Raw genomic sequence first — 18,236 nt, 5'->3', positions numbered from 1 at the left:
GCCAAAAGGCGGAGAGTTGCCTCTCTCCGCCCATGAAGTTTTTATTTTGTCTCTGCTTTACAGCTTAGCAGGCAGTACTTGCCCGACGCATTCGCCGAAGCCTACCCGGTAGCCTTCGCCTTGTGCATATCCCTTCATAATCACAGTATCGTAGTCTTCAATAAATTTGCGCTCAATGCCCCCTTGGAGCTTCACCGCATTTTTGCCACCCCAACTCAGTTCAAGCATAGAACCGAAGCTGTCGGGGGTAGGTCCACTGATGGTTCCCGACGCACACATGTCGCCCACTCGCATGGGGCAACCGTTCACTGTATGATGTGCCAACTGTTGGCTCATGTTCCAATACATGTATTTGAAGTTGCTGCGGCACACCAAAGAGGCTTCGGCATCTTTGGGTTGAATATATACCTCCAAGTGTATGTCAAAGCTTTTCTTTCCTTCAAACTTGAGGTAATCGAGTACCTCGGGGTCTTGTTTGGGCGACTCCACACGGAAAGGCTCCAAGGCATCGAGGGTAACTATCCATGGAGAGATGGTAGAAGCGAAATTTTTACCTAAGAACGGTCCCAAAGGCACGTACTCCCACTGCTGTATATCACGCGCCGACCAATCATTGAAGAGCACCAAACCAAAGATATAATCTTCGGCTTGGGCAGTGCTGATGCTATCTCCCATTTGGGTGTCTTTGCCTACAATAAAGGCTACTTCCAGTTCAAAGTCGAGGCGCTGGGTAGCAGAGAAAATGGGCTTGTCGGCACCCGCAGGCATAATTTGCCCTTTGGGACGGATGACCGGATGACCGGAAACTACAATGGAAGACGAACGCCCATGATACCCAACAGGCAGGTGTTTCCAATTGGGCAGCAGAGGGTTGTCAGGACGAAACATCTTACCCACATTGGTGGCGTGCTCTAAGCTGGAGTAAAAGTCGGTGTAGTCGCCTACCTCTACAGGCATGTGCATATACACACGGCGAGCATCAAAGAGCACCTGCTCTTTGTGCTCTGTTTGCTCACGCAAAGTGGGATTATCGGCAGCGAAAAGCTCGGCAAGGCGGTTACGTACCTGACGGGTGGTCTCCTTTCCCAAACGGATGAAGTCGTTCAGTGTATCGTTGTAAAAAACCGAGAGGTCAGGAATCTGCAGATTATCGAAATAACCCAGCTCTGCCAGCGCACTCAGGTCTATCACATAGTCCCCGATGCGGCTGGCAGCGCGTTTGGTACGTCCGTCGTGAGAAAAAATGCCAAAAGGTATGTTTTGAATGGGAAAGTCGCTATCGGCAGGAATGTCTATCCACGAACGGAGTTTCGGGTCGTTGGCTTGTATCATTGGTTTAAGTGTTTTTGGTTTCTGCCACGAAATTATGGGATATTTCTAAAAACACAAGTATTGTTTGCCGCAAACTCCTCTGTGTTTTCGTTTGTTTGTATCCATGCCACAGGATTTTTTATCTTTGATACAAAGAAATCAGGATTATGAGTTTTTTGAATTCTCAAGCAGATGCATTAAACAAAAAAGAGCACCCTCTTTTTAAAGGTGACCCAGTCATATGGTATATTGTGGCTGCCCTCTCACTCATCAGTATTTTGGTAGTGTATAGCGCCACGCAGTCATTGGCATTTAAGTACTTGGAAGGAGATACGGAGTATTATCTACTCAAGCATGCCCGTTTGGTTTTGTTGGCACTATTGGTCATGTGGATAGCCCACCGCATCGACTACCGCTATTATGCGCGTCTGTCGTTGTTTGCTTTGTGGGTATCGGTGCCCTTACTCCTCATTGCGCAACTGTATGGCACCAGCATCAACGAAGCCAGCCGGTGGATTACCATCCCTTTCATTAATCAATCCTTTCAGCCATCCGACTTGGCTAAGTTGGCACTCATTTCGCATTTGGCTGCCATGCTTTCTAAACGGCAACATCGCATCGACGATATCCAAGAGGGATTATTGCCCATGCTTTTTTGGGTAGGCTTAATCTGCGGGCTCATAGGGCTCAGCAATTTCTCCAACGCCTTGATTTTGTTCATGACCAGCCTGCTCATTATGTTCATCGGGCGGGTGCCCTTACGTTACTTCTTCACCGTTTTGCTGATTGGTGCCGCAGCTTTGTTTATAGCCCTTTCCTTCGGTGAGCGAGCCGCTACCGTAAAGAGTCGTATAGAAAGCTATTTAAATAAAGAAGAGGTGCCCTTTCAGGCGGAGCAATCTTATATAGCCATTGCCACGGGAGGGCTTACCGGCAAAGGACCCGGCAACAGCACGCAGCGTAACATATTGCCCAACCCCTTCTCTGATTTCATCTTTGCCATCATTGTAGAAGAATATGGTTTAGTGGGCGGGGCTTTCGTTGTATTTCTGTACTTGGGTCTCCTTTATCGTGGTATGATGATTCTTTCGCGCAGTCATCGGGCTTTTGGCGGGCTGCTCGCTGCCGGGCTTTCTTTTAGCTTGGTAGTACAAGCCATGGCAAACATGGCGGTAGCCGTAGGCTTGGTGCCAATTACCGGCTTGCCGCTTCCATTGGTAAGCATGGGGGGAACCTCCCTCCTTTTTACCGGCTTGGCAATAGGCATTATACTAAGTGTCAGCCGGGGCGATATTGTCGAACAAAACAATTAATCAAATGTTTTTTCAATCAAAAAAACAAACCTATGAAAAGTCATCTTATCCATTGGACTGCTTGGGCTGTTATGGAGCTGCGGTTCGCAAGAAGAAAAACAAGAAAGCAGCACCACCGACAGCACTCAAACCACCCAAACAGCCACTGATTGCCGCTACAGCTTAGGCGAGACTACCCTCACATGGACTGCCTATAAGTTCACCGAGAAAGCCGCTGTAAGTGGCAGCTTCAAAAAATATACGGTGCAGTTGGCACAAGAAAAAGCGTCTTCTCTGCAAGCATTGTTGAAAGGAGCGAGCATAAGCATCCCAACCAATAGCGTAGATACCCAAAATCCTGAACGTGACGCCAAGATAGCCCAGTACTTCTTTGGCTCTTTTGCCAAGACGGAAGGCGATCAGGTAGTGCTGAAAGCCCGCGTGGACTCTATCATCAATGACAGCCAAGCCCTGTTGAGCATAGAAATGAACGGTATCACCAAGCAAGTCCCTGTTAACCTTTCTCTAAGCGAAGAGAAGGTAAGCCTCCATGCCACGATCAACGTGGAAGAATGGAATGCAGGCAGCGGCATCAAAGCGCTCAATGAAGTCTGCAAAGAGCTGCATACTGGTCCCGACGGCAAGTCGGTGCTGTGGTCCGAGGTGAGCCTGTATGCCGAAGCAAGCGTCAACAAAGATTGCCAATAAAAACGTAGGCATCACTCAAAAAGCAAAGGCTACCTGCAAAAGGCAGCCTTTTTTGGCAATAAACTTTTGCGACGGCACTACTCCAGCAACTTCACTCGACCATCCAGATGTAGATGAATGGCATTGTGCTTACCTGCTTTTTCTACTCCTTCGATAAGTATATCCCTGATTTTCAAGCCCGTTTCTTCACGCTTCTTGGCTTCTTTCCAGAAGTCCATCTCATCGCCACCGTTTGCCAGATAGTCAGAAATAGCCACCAGATAGGTATGCTTGGGATTCCATGCTTCTCCGGCAATCCATGCATTGCGCACCTTGCCGTCAGCTATTTCAAGGCGTATGCCCCCCAAAGCTGTATTTTTTTTACGAATCATATAATCAAAAAGCTTGGCAAGGGTTTTACCCTCGACGGTAAGTATCACCAGCTCGTTCTCAAAAGGCATCAGTTCAAACATATCGCCCACGGTAACAGCCCCTGCCGGAAAGCCCGTGCGTAATCCTCCGAAGGTGATGACACTGATAGATGCTTGTGGCTGCAGTGCCTGCGCTTTTTGTAACATCAGGTCGGCAGTAAAATTTCCTAAGGGGTGCTCGTAGCTGCTTTTGGGTCTGTCCACCGCTGTATCTGAATAAGCAAGGACACGACTAATCTCTGCTGTCAATCGCTGCTTATAGGGTGCTATGATGCTATCGATATGCGCATCGGCAAGCAGTTCGCTGTTTATAGGTATAAATTCTACTTTGCTTTGATACTGCAAGCGCTTTTGACAAGCCCCCAACAACAAAGCCACGACCATGGCATAAGCCATGTAGCGAACCATCGCATACTTTTTCATGATTGAGATAGTTTTACTTACGTAGGGTGCAAAAATATAAACTTTTCGACAACTGCTGGTACTCCACCTTGTAGTTAGCGCTATTGTCAAATATTTGTATTTCAAGCTCCTTGACTACCTCACCGCCATGTGGCATGTCCTACGGTTGAGCTGTTGCAGTTGATTTCATCAGCAGCAACAAAAGTCTTTTGGCGTATATTATTGACTACATACACTTTATGAAGTTTTTCGTTTAGTCAAGCTATCATTTATCAGAACAAGGCTCTCCCGAAAGTTTGCGACAAACGGCAAGCATATCTGTTTCCATGCAAGAAAATATTTATTGTATTTTTGATGTCAGGCGTAATCATGCTTATGGGTTGGATTTGCATTCACTGTGAAACGTATAACTTCGACAACGACCAGCGTTGTATCGTATGCAACGAAGAGCGCTACTATTCGCATAGCGCCTTTATGGCTGCTGTAAAAGAAGCTACCGATGCTCATGAGTGGGAAGCCCTTTACCGACGCAGCGAAGCCAAATATAAACGTCTTAAAACACGCCACGAAAAGCTGAAGGAAGAACACAAAGCCCTGTTGGCAGAGGTGGAAGAAATGCGCCTGCTGCTGTCTCGTCAAACACAACATGCGCCATTCAAACGGTGGTGGCAACGCTTGCGGTCTTTACTCTCCTGACTACAAGTCTTTATTTTTTTCCCTTAGCATCATACACTTGCTCACCGGCAATAAAAGTAGCCAGCACCTTTGCTTCCGGGATAGCCGCTACTTCTACCTTCATCAAATCACGGTCCACCACGATAAAATCGGCTTGTTTTCCGGCTTCCAAACTCCCTCTTTCTTTCTCTTCAAAATTGGCATAGGCAGCCCAGATGGTCATTCCTTTCAGTATGTCGCGACGGCTCAATGCCTGCTCGGGCAAAAAGCCTTCGGGCGGGAAGCCGTTCAAGTCTTTACGACTCAAAGCCGCGTAAAAAGTCAAGAAAGGGCTGATTTGCTCAACGGGGAAGTCGGTGCCCAGTGCCAGCAAACCGGCGGCTTCGAGCAGGTTCTTATAGGCGTAGGCATAGGCAATTCGCTCTTTTCCGAGGCGATTCTCTGCCCAATACATATCGGAAGTGGCATGCGTAGGCTGCACCGAAGGGATGATGCCATGGGTACGAAAATAAGACAGGTCTTGGGGCTGCACCACTTGGGCATGTTCTATGCGCCAGCGTTCCCCCCCTTTCAAATATTTGGCATACAGGCGCAAGACCGTACGGTTGGCAGCATCGCCAATGCAGTGTGTGTTGGCTTGGAAGTCCATAGCTGCTATCTGGGAATAGAGGCTGTCGAGTGCCGCCTCGCTCTTTAGTAAAAAGCCCCGTTCGGTAGGTGCATCGTGGTAAGGCTCCAACAAAAAGGCGCCCCGCGAGCCCAAAGCACCGTCTGCATAAATCTTAAAACTACGCACATGCAGGCGGTCCGTCTTTATGCGTCCGTTTTTTTGAAAGAAAGCCAAGTTTTCTGGCGTGGCACTTGCCATCACATACAAACGCATACGCAGGCTACCTGCCTTATGCAGGCTGTCTAACAGAAGAATATGCTCCAAAGGCAAACCGGCATCACTCAGAGTAGTAAGTCCTACCGAAAAGCAATTTTGCTCTGCCTTCATAAGCAACTTAGTAAGCGACTCGCGGCTCATGGGGGGAATTTGGCGCTTTACCAAGTCCATGGCATTGTCTATCAAAATGCCGGATGGGCTGCCATCGGGGCGTAAGCGCACACTTCCCCCTTCCACTTTCTTGGCTTGCAGCAAACCAGCTTCTTGCAGCGCTTTGGTATTGACCCAAGCCGCATGCCCGTCAATACGGGTCAGAAATACAGGTATATCTGGAAAAGCCTCATCCAACAAACGACGGTCGGGAAAAGCTTTGCTTTCCCAATCGTTTTGGTCCCAGCCCCGCCCCAGCAACCAAGACAAACCGGAGTTTTGCTCTCTGAAGGCTTTCAGGCGTGCAATGACCTCGTCCGGCGAAGTGGTACCTACCAAGTCGGCTTGTGCAAGTGTTTGAGCATAGCCTACAAAATGACAGTGGGCATCATAAAAGCCCGGAAAGATAAAATGTCCTCCAGCATCATAAACATTTTGCGCATCATAGCGTTGCTCCAAATCTTTTCGGCTGCCCGTAGCCACAATCAAACCGTTTTTAACAGCCATCGCCTCTGCCACTGCAAAAGCCGAATCGACCGTGTAAATAGTGGCATTCACCACCAGCATATCTACCTTCTCACGACGTGTGTCTTGATGTTTTTTTTCACAAGACATCATCACCATGGCAACAAGCAACAATAAGGGCAAAAGAAGTAAACGATGTATCATAAGCGCAGCTTTTGTATGTGCATTTTGTGTGATGCCATAATTTCTAAAAAAAGCAAGCAGGAATCAAGCCGCGCCAAAGACAATAGTGTAAGATTTTATGGCATAACTAAAAATCAAGGTTCTCGGGTTGCTTACTTCCGATGCATTCAAACGGTCTTTTTTTCTATCAACGGTAGGTAATCTTCACGCGTCAGCAGATAAAAGCGGGCGGTCAGTAGAGTAGCCGAAACCCCCAAGCCGGCGGTAAGCCCAATCCAAAGCCCCATCAGGCGGTACTTATTGACCTCAGCAGGTGGAAGGATTTCGCCCGCCCATGAAAGCACTGTTATCCAATCTATTTTATTGGCTAACAAGCAAGCTACCGGCAAGCAAACTACCCAATAAGCAAAAATAGTAATAAAAGTAGGCACATTTACATCAAAAATTCCCCGTAAAATGCCGACCCCTACCGCCTGAATGCCATCGAACAGCTGATAAAACATAAATATGAAAATAACAGCCGAAGCAAACTCTACTACTTCTTGCTCATGCGTGTAGAGTCTGATGACTGGTTCTGCAAACAATATAAGCAGTGAAGCACTCACCAGCATCAGTATACTCACCAGCAATATGCTGGCAAAGCCGGCAACCCGTACTTTATAATAGGATTGTTTTCCTGCCTGAATGCCCACACGTATGGCACCGGCAAACGAAACTCCTGCAGCCACCATATAAGTAAAGGTAGCGATGCTAAAAATTACGTTATGGGCAGCCAAAGAGGTAACCCCAATCCAGCCGGCTAAGATGGCAGCACCGGTAAAAGCTCCCAATTCAAAGAAATATTGCATGCCGCTGGGCAAGCCCAAGCGCAAAATACGACGGCTCCACTCGCGGGTGGGCACGGGCTTCAATATATTGGGTATATAGTCGCGGAAGTGTTTTGATTCAAGTACATACACTATCATGAGGCAAGCCATGAGTACCCGCGCTATAAGGGTGGACAAGCCCGAACCATACAAGCCCATAGGCGAGAAACCCAAGTTGCCATAAATAAGCACCCAATTGCCAAATACGTTGGCTACCAACCCCACAATGGTAATAATCATGGCAGGCCATACAATGGAAAGCCCGTCGCTAAAATGCTTTACTGCCAAAAAGAACATCATGGGTACTGCAGAGGTAGCTATCACCTGCAGGTAAGGGCGAGCTTCTATCTCTACCTCTTTACTTTGACGGAAAATATCGAAGTTGGCAGCAATCAGCAGCAGAGCAGCAGTAATCAATGCCCCCACCACAATAGACAACTTCATGCCGGCAAAAAGGATATACCCACATTTCTTTTTGCTGCCGGTTTCGCTGTATTCCTTCGCTACCAAAGGCGAAATGGCAGAAAAAATGCCGATACCTATGCTGGCAAGCAAGAAAAAAATAGGATTGGCTACTCCGGCGGCTGCTAATGGCACTTCCCCCAAGTCACCAACCATCATATTGTCAATGATGCCCATAAACACACTGCCTATTTGCGCAATGATGATGGGCATACTCAATGAAACCATCTTGCGAAGTTCGACGAGTAACTCTTGCCAAGTGTTACGGTTCAAAGCAAATCCAATTTTTTTGCATTTATTTTATCATTTAAGGAAGGTAAAACGTGGTGGAAATCATATACAACAAATCCTTTGTCGCTTACTTTTATCTCATTGAAGCCCTTGCTGTGCAATTTCATCAAACGCTCTTCGGCTTCTTCTACAGTCAGCGAGGTTTCCAAGGCAAGCTCGGCAGGTGTAATTACGCCTCCCTTTATACGGGCAAAGCGCACAATTTGTTCATCGGAAAGTACTCCTTTTTTCAATTTATTGAGGTTAAAGCCCAAATCACGGCGCTGCTTCTTCACCCAGCGAAAGCGTCTTTTTATGAGCCCTCCCACAATAAGCATTGAAATCCATATACCCGGGTAAGAGCTAAGCAAAAATATGCTACAAATGCCGGCAATGAGCAGTGCGTTGCCAAGTTCGTACTTAGTTTCGGGCGAAAGCCTTTTTAAGCCTTGAAAAAAGTTCTCCGTTTTGTCTATCCAACTTGCCATAGATTTAGCTGTTAATTTTTTAACGTTCTTTAATCAAGCGTTTTTGTATTTGTGCGCGCTCTGTTTGAATAGTTAGCACATATACCCCCGCCGGCAAGTGTTGCAAATCAAGTTCCACGCTTTCTTGGGCTATCACCGAAACTGTTACCTCCTTGCCCAGAGCACTAAACACACGCGCCCGGGCGCCTTTTAATTCTGCCGGCACTTTGATAACATAAATTCCATGGCTTGGATTCGGATAAACGGCTATTTCCTCTTGCAGTTTTTCATCTGGCGCCGTCACCACATTCGAAAATATGGTAAAGTTGTTATCGCTTATGTCGAAAAAGATATTGTCGGCTGCCACCACCATGATGCGCGCTTGCGACGTGCTTACTGCAGGGCAAGTAAAGGTATAACTACCTGTATTGGGCACAGCAGATGCCAACTTCAAGGTGCTGGGGAAGGTAGCCCCTCCATCTTTAGACAAATAGATATCTACGGCTTGACAATTCACCGGGCTAAGGTTAGTATTGGCAACGTCCCAAGTAACCGTTACCGCTTGCCCTTCGTTCCAAGTAACAGAAGCAGAATTGGGGTAAGTAACGCGAAAAGGACCCGCAGTAGCGGTTACATTCACCCTCAGGTCTTTATAGCTAACCCCACCAGCCCCAGGATGATTGTCGCGCACAGTGAGGCGGAAGTTCATGGCTCTGCTTGTTGAAGGCAGCAGCTCTGGCTCTTGGTTTGTGTTACTTAAAATGCGATTCCAAGCCGGAAACACACGGGCGCCAACGGTAGTGGGCGGGTAGCTTCTAAACAAAGGTGGAAGTCCGTTTTTTTCAAGGTCGTATTCCTCCCAGCAGTAAGTCAAACCTCTGTCTTCGTTGTCGGTAGCAGTACCAGTCAAAAAGAAAGGAGTAGAACGGGGTATGGTGTAGGTAATGGTGGACACACTCACTACCGGGGCTGTGTTGTTCACCGTTTGGACAGTAGCACAAGAAGAACTTGCAATGGTTGATTGAATCTCTTGTATGCTGTGCACATGGAAGTACGGGTCAGAGTTGGGTTGAATGTTGAAGGGGGCACAAATACCCGCATAAGCCATGATGGTAGAACCACTCCAAGGCTCATAAGCAGCATTATCGACCTTGTTACCTGCACAGGAGCCCACCTCTGCATTGAAAGTATGGTTTGCCCCGAACTGGTGTCCAATCTCATGGCATACGTAGTCTATATCAAAAGGGTCTCCTTGGGGCGGAAAGCTGCCGGTTACGCCACGGGCTTTTCGTCCAGAACGGCAAATGACTCCCAAGCCGGCAATGCCTCCCCCGCCGGTGCTAAACACATGCCCTATGTCGTAGTTGGCATTGCCTATGACAGCATCTATGTTGCTTTGGTTTTGACTAAGCATTGCCAATCCGTCATCGTTAGAGTAAGGGTCGGTGTTTGGGTTGGTATAAATCAGCTGGTCGGTATTTCCAATCAACACCAAACGTACTGCTAAGTCTTGCTCATAAATTTCGTTGACTCGGTTGATGGTAGTAACCATAGCATCGAGGGCTCCCTGCACACTTCCTCCATGGTGTTGTGTGTATTCGCCAGTGGCTGCCAAGGCCAAACGATAGGTGCGCAATTTATCGCCGGACACCAGCCGCTCTGCACGCTCCTGCTGTAGGTCTTCCGTATGTTTTTTAAAACCTTCCACTTCACAAGAGAAGTTCTTAGTAAGAAGCAGCTTGCTACGATAATAAGCCATGTAGTACTCTTTCTGCCCTTGCGCATAAGGGTCAATATAAACAGTTCCCTTTGCCGAGCGAATAATGGCATGAAAGCCTTTGGTAGGAGTCCAGCCCAAACGAGCGGTGGCAGTGGGGTCATCTATTCCTTTTGCTACGTAGGTTTTAATAGCAGGATATTTGTTAGCCAAAGCAGGCTCCATCACTGGCGACTCATATACACGGAAGCGTTGCAGACTCCCGTCGGGCATGGGTAAAACAAGGATAGCCCCCTGCGATGCCGTCCGGGCTACCTCTTGAGGCACTTTTTGGGCTTCGTTCAAGAAACGAGATGTATCCAGTTTGAACAGGGCGTACTCTTCGGGGTAAAGCACGCGCTGCGCCGAAGCGGGCAAATCAAGTGTTCTCGCCTGTATCTGATGCCAATAGGGCGTTTGTGCATAAGCAGCGCCGACACTCATGCATAGTATCCCAAACAGAAGCTTTACAATATTTTTCATAACATTTTTGATTCATATCCTAAATCACTTGGTATTCTACATCAAAAATGATACCCAGCTACTGTCTGACATTGATAACCCCCGTGATAATGATTTCAGTGCGGCGGTTCAGCTGATGCAGCAGCTCCCGTGTTTCTTCATCGGGGAAGCTGTAAATGAATTCATCGTTCAGTACATCCCCTTCTTTAAGGAAAGGATAACGTGCTGCCAAGTCTGCATCTATCACACGGGGTTCCCGCTCTCCATAACCACTGGGTTTGAGGCGCTCTCGGTCTATGCCCTTCGATACGATATAATCCACAGCAGCCTGTGCACGGTTTTGTGCCAATATTTCATTGTCGGCATAGGTGCCACGCGAGTCGGTGTGCGAGCGTAGTTCTACGGTTACGTCGGGGTTGTCGCGCAAGAAGGTAACGATGCGGTCCAATACAGCTGCAGCATCGGGACGTATGTTCCATTTGTTATAGTCGTACAGGATATTGTACACAAAACGGGTTTTGTTTATCTCGAAAGCTTTGAGCCTCACCTCGAAGACCAGAACGGTATCGGTTTCGGGTTTTTCGAGCAGTTCTTGGGGTATTTTCCGCCCTGCCATGGTGAAAAATTCCCGTGCGGTGAGGTATTGCTTTTTGCTTTCCAACTGGTCTGCCAATACAATAAATTCAGCATTTTCGGGGATGGGCAGGGTGTCGGTCCAGCCCTTGCTGTTGGTGTACATCTGGCGAATCAACTGCTCGTTTTTGTCGAGCAGACGCAGACGTGTATTGGGCAGGGGGATTTCGGTGCCGTTGAGCTCAACGCCCAAAGTGCGTATTGCCAAATAGTAACGTACTATTTTGGTTTTTGGGGTGCGGTCTATAAAGCGATAGATGTCATCACTGCCTTTGCCTTCTGGGCGGTTCGAGCTAAAGTAGCCGGTAGTATCGGTATCGAAAACCATTCCAAAGTCATCGTAGGGCGAATTGATTGGCGTTCCCAAGTTGCGCACCGTAATTTTACCTTTTGAGCGGGTAGCTACAAATACATCGAGTTGTCCAAAGCCGGGTTGCCCGTCAGAGGCGAAATAAAGTTTTCCATCGGCAGAAACCATAGGAAACATCTCATTGCCGGGCGTATTGATTTCATCACCCAGATGGCGTACTTTACCCCAACTGCCATCGGGCAGGCGAACAGCATAAAACAGGTCGCTACCACCTAAGTTGCGGTTGCCGAAATCGTCGTATTCGCGAGTGGAAGCAAAGTAGAGGCGTTCACCATCGGGCGAGAAAGCCGGGGACGAGTCCCACGCATAAGCCTGGGGCTTGGAATCTGGCAGCTGCTTGCCATAGTAGCGTTCTTCGTCGTTGCTGCTGACCCCTTCCAGCAGGCGCGGGGTAGTCCACTCGCCATTCACTTTTTCCGATATAAACAGTTTGACATTCTTTTGCCCTTTGGCATTCTTTTTTTGCTGCGGGTTACCCCGTGCAAAAATCAGGGTTTTGCCATCGGGTGAAAGAGTGGCTGTAGCCTCATTGATGCCCTCGGTAAATAAATTAGGACTAAACACTTGATACTCGCCTTGACAGGTATCGGTCAACACCACCTTGTATAAGCCGGTAAAAGGCTGCCCATTGGCAGCATAGATATTTTTTTTGCGTGCGGCACTCACAAGCAATTCCCGGCTTGCGAGCGGCAAAACCGAGAACTCGGCAGCTGGCGAATTCAAGCCACTGCAGTTCTCTATTTCGTAATACGATTTTTCCTTCATGAGGCGCTGCAGACGCTCTATATTTGCTATTTCAGTCTGTGCACGCTTTACATATTCTACTTTCTTGCCTTTGCGCACATAAGATTCAAATTGCCGCTTGGCTTCTTCGTACTTACCTGCATTTTTCAGCGCCAAGGCATAGTAAAAAATGGGGTCGTCGGGGTGGTCATCAGGGTCTATGAGCTTGGGAATATCTTTGCTGTATATCTTTTCGTAGTAGGGCAAGGCTTCATGCAGGCGGTTGGATTTGCGGTAAGACTGTGCCAAGTAGAAATTGCGTAGGACTGCCTTCTTACCGTCAATTGCCTTTGTTTTCTTCAGTTGCTCAATAGCTGGCTCATACTGCCCCTTTACATATAGGCTTTCAGCTTTTTTTAGTGAGCTACAAGCTGTCATGAAAAACACAGCTAATAAGCATAAACTTACAAGGTATTTCATCATATATTTTCCTTTATACAGCGAATTTAGTATTTTCAGCGGAAAAAAAACACTTACAGAAAAGTAAGGTAACAGAAAGCAGAAGCACTGGAAAGCAGAAGATGAAAAAAATATATTTTTTGGACGAACGTTTGTGTTTCCCTCCGGTAGAATATGCAAGCGAAGAAGGCATTGTTGCTCTTGGAGGGGATTTGTCGCCCGAAAGGTTGCTTTTGGCTTATCGTAGCGGTATTTTTCCTTGGTATAATCCGGGGGAGCCCATCATTTGGTGGTCGCCCGACCCTCGTTTTGTGCTGTATCCGTCGAAGCTCAAGGTATCGAAAAGCAGCCGTCAGATACTCAAAAAAGGGCTTTTTGAAGTCAGCTACGACAGGGCATTCGAAGAGGTCATAGCACACTGCCAGCAGGTACCACGCAAAGGGCAACACGGCACATGGATTACCAACGAGATGCGGGAGGCTTATGTTCAAATGCACCACATAGGATACGCCCATTCGGTAGAGGTTTGGCAAGAAGGCAAGCTGGTAGGTGGCTTATACGGCTTATCGTTGGGGCGCGTCTTTTTTGGTGAATCGATGTTTTCGCTTGTAAGCAATGCTTCCAAGATAGGCTTTATTACTTTGTGCCGGCGCTTGGAAAACGAAGGCTTCTACCTCATCGACTGCCAAGTATATACACAGTACTTGGAAAGTTTAGGCGCCGAACTCATCCCTCGCAAACAGTTCATAAGCGAGCTGCAAGAAGCACTCAAGCATCCCACGTTAAAAGGCAACTGGGGTGAATTCTTCAAAAATTCAATTTAAAAGGCTCCCATTGGCAGCCCTTCTGTTGTTTAAACCCTCTTTTTTTTGTAACTTCTTAATCAAAAGGCTTAAAATCAACCTCAAGCTGTTTACACCGATGAAACGTCTGTCATCTGCATGTAGCCTTTCTTTGTTTTTGTTGCTATGCGTTACTTTTTATGGCATGGCGCAAAAACCTGCGCGTATTCTCTCCCACCCGCAGCACGTGCGTATAGAACGCCTGTATCGGCTCAATTCTCCCTTCCGAGAAACCAACCCGAGCATCACCCCAGACGGGCGTTATCTCTATTTCATGTCCACTCGAGGTGGGAAACCGTGGTCTGAGGCTCGTCGCCGCCCAGATGGCAGCTATGAATACGACGGCGATATTTATTATTCGCTCAAAGAAAATGGCACTTGGAGCGCGCCGGTTTGTCTTCCTCCTCCTATCAATACATGGAATGGAGAAGATGAACCAGTGGTAACGCCCGACGGCAACAGTGTGTATTTTCAAAGCTGGGAAGGGTGGGAAATCAAGAAAGGTCCTTACCAAATGGCACAAATCATCAATGGCAAATGGATAAACCCCGTAGGGCTTGGCGATGGCATAACAAAGTATTTTTTAGACCAAGCAGCCATGGGACGAGAGCTGGCTACCGACGGCATGACCGTCTCGCCTGATGGCAATCTGTTCATCGTTGCCACGGGTCCTTATTATGGCAACATGGACCTGTATTACAGCCGGCGCGACGCCCGCGGTAAGTGGTCTTACCTGCGTAAGCTGCCCATCAGCACACCGGGCAACGACAGACACCCCTTTATTGCCGGCGATGGTAAAACCCTCTTTTTCTCTTCGGACGGTTATGGCGGTTTTGGCGGGCTCGATATATTCAAGGTGGTTATGTACAGCGAAGAGCAATTTGGTGAAGTAGTCAATATAGGAAGTCCTTTCAACACCGCCGGCGATGATGAATGTTTTATCATCACTGCTGATGGCACAGAAGCTTATTTCACGCGCAATGGCGATTTGTTCTATGCCAATGTAGAGAAAGCCAATCCGGCACTAAAACCCCAACCCACGGTGCTGCTTGCCGGTAAGCTCATAGACGCACACACGCAGGCAGCCATTGAGGGCAGTGTGGTGGTAACCAATGCCAAAGGGGAAGTACTTGCCCAAGGACGCTCTACAAACAAAGGAGAGTTCAGTTTGGTAATCAATGACTTATCGGGAAGCTATTTTGTAAAAGGTACAGCAACGAATTATCAGCCCAACTCGATACGCATAGAGGTGGGAGCAATTAAAAGCACCGTCCGTTTGAATGCAATAGTCCCCTTGACATCGAAGGCAAGGCTTGCCCAGATAGAGGAAGAAAGGCGTCGTATTGAAGAAGAAGAGCGCCTCCGCATTTGGAAGATGTATGAAGAGGCGCAGGCAGCAGTTACCACCGGCATTATGGCTCTCGAACGCATCAATTGAGCAACATCATAATGTCTTCGGGAGAAAGCGATTTCATAAAGCCTTCTTCCACAGTAATTAGCTCTTCGGCAAGCCGGCTCTTGGATTGTTGAAGAGCCAGTATTTTTTCTTCTACGGTGTTTTTAGATATGAAGCGATAGGTAATGACGGTGCTTTTCTGCCCGATACGATGAGCCCGGTCTATGGCTTGGGCTTCCACAGCGGGATTCCACCAAGGGTCTAAAAGCAAGACATACTCTGCTGCCGTGAGGTTCAGCCCCAAGCCTCCAGCCTTCAATGAGATAAGAAACAGCTTCACCTGCTCATCATTCTGGAAGCGTTCTACCTCTGCCTGCCGGTCTTTGGTTTCCCCATCGAGGTAAGCATAATCCCACTCTACCAAATCCAGATATTCTTTCACTATTTGCAGATGGCTTACAAATTGGCTAAACACCAACACCTTTGCGCCTTCTTGCACAATCATCGCCAACTTATCGAGCACTTCTTCCAATTTGCCCGAATTGCCGCGGTAGTCCGGGAAAGCCAAACGGGGATGGTTGGCTATTTGTCGCAGTCTTGTAAGTCCTTGCAGCAGGAAGAACTGGGTTTTTCCTAAACCTTCTTTTTCAAGGCGCTTTAGAATTTCATTTCTGTATTTCGACTTTTCCTGCTCATAGACCTTAGCTTGCATTTCGCTCATGTCGCAATAAATAATTTGCTCTATTTTTTCGGGTAATTCTTTGGCTACTTGTGCTTTGTTGCGGCGCAGCACAAAAGGCTTAATGAGGTAGTAGAGCTTTTCTTTCTTGGCTTCATTGCCATCCCTCTCGATGGGGTAAAGGAAATGGCGTTTAAAGTAGGCTTGGTTGCCCAGCAAGCCGGGGTTCACGAAGTTCATCTGTGACCACAGGTCAAGAATAGAGTTTTCGATGGGCGTGCCTGTCAAAATAAGACGGTGCTTGGCTTTCAGTTTATTGACTGCCTTCGATATGTTGGATGAAGGGTTTTTGATAGCTTGTGCTTCATCTAAAATCACGTAATGAAAAGGGAAGTCTTTGAGCAGGTCGATGTCGAGGCGCACAATGCCATAAGAGGTAAGTATGACGTCATATCCCTGAAACTGAGCGGTATCCTTGTTGCGATAGGTACCTGTGTAAACGAATATTTTCAAGTCAGGGGTAAATTTCTCTGCTTCCAGCTGCCAGTTGTAAATCAAAGAAGTGGGCACGACCACCAGGGAAGGCATATTAGCCCCTTTTTCTTTTTCGGCTTGCAACAGTGCCAGCGTCTGAATGGTTTTGCCCAAGCCCATATGGTCAGCCAAGCAGCCGCCCAGCTGATAATCGTTCAAAAAGCGCAGCCAGTTGTAACCCGCTTTCTGGTAAGGGCGTAGCTCGCCACGAAAGCCTTTAGGCAGTGGGTAGTCCTCTATTCTTTCGAAAGAGCGCAGGCGCTCCAGCCGCTCTGACAAGCGCACTTCTGCCAGGCGGTGTTTATGCAGGTGTTCTATCAGTTGCACGTGATGAGCTCGCAAAGCGGCGGCATCGCCTTTGGGTTGTGCATAGTGAAACAGGTCATAGTAACGCTCAAACCACTCTTCGGGAATTACGGCTATTTGCCCATTGGGCAAAAGAAATTCCCGTTTCCCGGATAGTATGTACTCTCGAAGTTTAAGGAAAGGAATTTCGTACTCGCCAAAAAACACTTTTGCCTTCACATCGAACCAGTCGTGTGCCTCTTCTATGGCAATGGAAATGGAAGGCTTTCCTAAGAAGTAGGCTTTTCCTTCGCCTGTCTTTTGCTCCAGCACAAAGCCTTCGTCAAGCAATGCTTCGCGGTGGGTGTCTATCCAAGCGAGGGCAGCTCCCGCCTCCCAAATAGCCCTGCCTTTTTTGAGCACTAAGCCCTTTTCGCGTAAACTACGGAGTATGGCTTCCTCTTTTGCCAAGTTGCGTATGGTCTTGTAAAAGGTGTAATTGTCGTTGTGGCGTCTTAGCTCTACCAACGTACTGCCTTCCTCATGAGGGGCACAGCGTTGCCTTCCGTAGTCAAACTGCAGCTGAAAGAGTATCTGCCCGCTTTGTTCGGACAATTCTTCTTGTCCTGCCGGTATTAAGCTGGCTTGTGCCGCTACGCTGCTGAACCACAAAAGAGGACGTGGCTCTGGGCGTTCTTCTACAATATCGAAGCCTTTGGCAACCACGTGATAGCGGGCAATCAGCGGTGCCACGAATTTGCGATAATAGGTTTCCTCTATCTCTTTTTTGACAGCTATAAAAGGGCGTTTTAAAAAAGGGCTTAACTTCTGCCCTTCTACCTCATCAGCAAAGTGATATAATTTATCTTCGACCAAAAGCCACGCAGGTTGGCGGCATATTAAGATGCTTTCTTTTTTACAAAAATGCACTTTTTGTCCGGCATGCTTGATGGTAGGGAAATAGTGCGTTTCATGCTCGTGACGGCGAAAATGAAACAGAACGGTAGCAGGCTCCTGCATGATTTCTACCTGTCGCCAGGTGGGATTTCCGTCATTGCCCATAATATAAAGCGGACGGGCGTGGTCGCGCAACAAGGCAAGAATCTTGGCTCTACGTTCTTCTATGTAGCTGGCAATAGCTTCTTGTAATATTTTATCGCCTTTTTCAGGGTCATATACCTTTAAAAAGAAGTCTGCCTGCGATATTTTCTTATTGTAGAATTTGCGTACTATCTGCTCTGCCTGGATGCTATCCATGAGGCGTGTGAGCTCATAATCCACCTCCGACGCCTCTTTGGCAAACTCATGAATGTTTTTAGCCGATATGTTTTGGTATCGAAGAGTAAGCTCTCCTTTTGAATTGAGTTGAATAGCAAAGGACTCCAGAAGGTATCCCAAATACTCATGAGCAAAAAGAGAGTACACTATGCGGAAAGGCTGTGTGGTAGCTACCTTCATAGCTTGTGATGCTTAAAAACAAATTGAGTAAATAGAGCAATAATATACAAAAAACAATTTGTTTAAGGTAGCCCCACAGCAGCCTCCAGTTG

Annotated in this window: 13 protein-coding genes and 1 pseudogene; 6 read left to right on the top strand and 8 right to left on the bottom strand. The window is 47.6% G+C overall.

The features are described 5' to 3' along the window. Positions 1 to 57 precede the first annotated feature (57 nt). Entirely contained in the window at positions 58 to 1,332 is a 1,275-nt protein-coding gene (gene fahA, locus FHS56_RS01020) for a fumarylacetoacetase (RefSeq protein WP_166918031.1), read from the bottom strand. A gap of 146 nt (positions 1,333 to 1,478) precedes the next feature. On the opposite strand from fahA, the gene FHS56_RS01015 reads away from it, so the two are divergent. From FHS56_RS01015 to FHS56_RS01010, 3 genes and pseudogenes are all read left to right on the top strand, one after another. After that, on the top strand, positions 1,479 to 2,624 hold the full coding sequence (locus FHS56_RS01015) for an FtsW/RodA/SpoVE family cell cycle protein (RefSeq protein WP_166918030.1): 1,146 nt from the start codon (positions 1,479 to 1,481) through the stop codon (positions 2,622 to 2,624). 4 nt (positions 2,625 to 2,628) lie between these two features. After that, positions 2,629 to 2,790: a hypothetical protein gene (locus FHS56_RS11910; RefSeq protein WP_243844118.1), complete on the top strand. Its 162-nt coding sequence runs from the start codon at positions 2,629 to 2,631 to the stop codon at positions 2,788 to 2,790. 17 nt (positions 2,791 to 2,807) lie between these two features. Continuing rightward, positions 2,808 to 3,311 (top strand): annotated as a pseudogene (locus FHS56_RS01010) (YceI family protein); the annotation flags it as partial. 77 nt (positions 3,312 to 3,388) lie between these two features. On the opposite strand, the gene FHS56_RS01005 reads toward FHS56_RS01010, so the two are convergent. Next, positions 3,389 to 4,144, bottom strand: a complete 756-nt coding sequence (locus tag FHS56_RS01005) for a 5'-nucleotidase C-terminal domain-containing protein (protein WP_166918029.1) — start codon at positions 4,142 to 4,144, stop codon at positions 3,389 to 3,391. Between the two features lie 354 nt (positions 4,145 to 4,498). Here FHS56_RS01005 and FHS56_RS01000 point away from each other — a divergent pair, with 354 nt between their 5' ends. Continuing rightward, positions 4,499 to 4,819 carry a zinc finger Ran-binding domain-containing protein gene (locus tag FHS56_RS01000; RefSeq protein ID WP_166918028.1) on the top strand — a complete coding sequence of 107 codons (321 nt, stop codon included), beginning with the start codon at positions 4,499 to 4,501 and terminating at the stop codon, positions 4,817 to 4,819. Between the two features lie 10 nt (positions 4,820 to 4,829). Here the strand turns inward: FHS56_RS01000 and FHS56_RS00995 are convergent, their stop codons facing one another. From FHS56_RS00995 to FHS56_RS00975, 5 genes are all read right to left on the bottom strand, one after another. Then, positions 4,830 to 6,503 (bottom strand): amidohydrolase, encoded by a 1,674-nt coding sequence (locus tag FHS56_RS00995; protein WP_166918027.1) that lies wholly within the window; start codon positions 6,501 to 6,503, stop codon positions 4,830 to 4,832. A 146-nt stretch (positions 6,504 to 6,649) separates the two neighbouring features. Then, positions 6,650 to 8,083, bottom strand: coding sequence for an MATE family efflux transporter (locus tag FHS56_RS00990; RefSeq protein WP_166918026.1), 1,434 nt, complete (start codon positions 8,081 to 8,083; stop codon positions 6,650 to 6,652). Then, positions 8,080 to 8,568, bottom strand: a complete 489-nt coding sequence (locus tag FHS56_RS00985; RefSeq protein ID WP_166918025.1) for a hypothetical protein — start codon at positions 8,566 to 8,568, stop codon at positions 8,080 to 8,082. The genes FHS56_RS00990 and FHS56_RS00985 overlap by 4 nt, the downstream gene beginning before the upstream one ends. A gap of 19 nt (positions 8,569 to 8,587) precedes the next feature. Further along, complete coding sequence (locus FHS56_RS00980; protein ID WP_166918024.1) at positions 8,588 to 10,786, bottom strand: reprolysin-like metallopeptidase; 2,199 nt, start codon at positions 10,784 to 10,786, stop codon at positions 8,588 to 8,590. A 58-nt stretch (positions 10,787 to 10,844) separates the two neighbouring features. Beyond that, positions 10,845 to 12,974 (bottom strand): OmpA family protein, encoded by a 2,130-nt coding sequence (locus FHS56_RS00975; protein WP_166918023.1) that lies wholly within the window; start codon positions 12,972 to 12,974, stop codon positions 10,845 to 10,847. A 98-nt stretch (positions 12,975 to 13,072) separates the two neighbouring features. Between FHS56_RS00975 and aat the strand changes: the two genes are divergently transcribed. Both aat and FHS56_RS00965 read left to right on the top strand, forming a co-directional pair. Beyond that, positions 13,073 to 13,774 (top strand): leucyl/phenylalanyl-tRNA--protein transferase, encoded by a 702-nt coding sequence (gene aat / locus FHS56_RS00970; protein WP_166918022.1) that lies wholly within the window; start codon positions 13,073 to 13,075, stop codon positions 13,772 to 13,774. 97 nt (positions 13,775 to 13,871) lie between these two features. Continuing rightward, positions 13,872 to 15,230, top strand: coding sequence for a PD40 domain-containing protein (locus FHS56_RS00965; protein ID WP_166918021.1), 1,359 nt, complete (start codon positions 13,872 to 13,874; stop codon positions 15,228 to 15,230). Here FHS56_RS00965 and FHS56_RS00960 read toward each other — a convergent pair. Next, a complete protein-coding gene (locus FHS56_RS00960; protein ID WP_166918020.1) occupies positions 15,223 to 18,144 on the bottom strand; it encodes a DEAD/DEAH box helicase in 2,922 nt (973 codons plus the stop codon). The genes FHS56_RS00965 and FHS56_RS00960 overlap by 8 nt on opposite strands. Positions 18,145 to 18,236 lie beyond the last annotated feature (92 nt).

The organism is Thermonema lapsum, assembly GCF_011761635.1.
Lineage (GTDB): Bacteria > Bacteroidota > Bacteroidia > Cytophagales > Thermonemataceae > Thermonema > Thermonema lapsum.
This window is presented reverse-complemented; position numbering and strand designations above follow the sequence as displayed.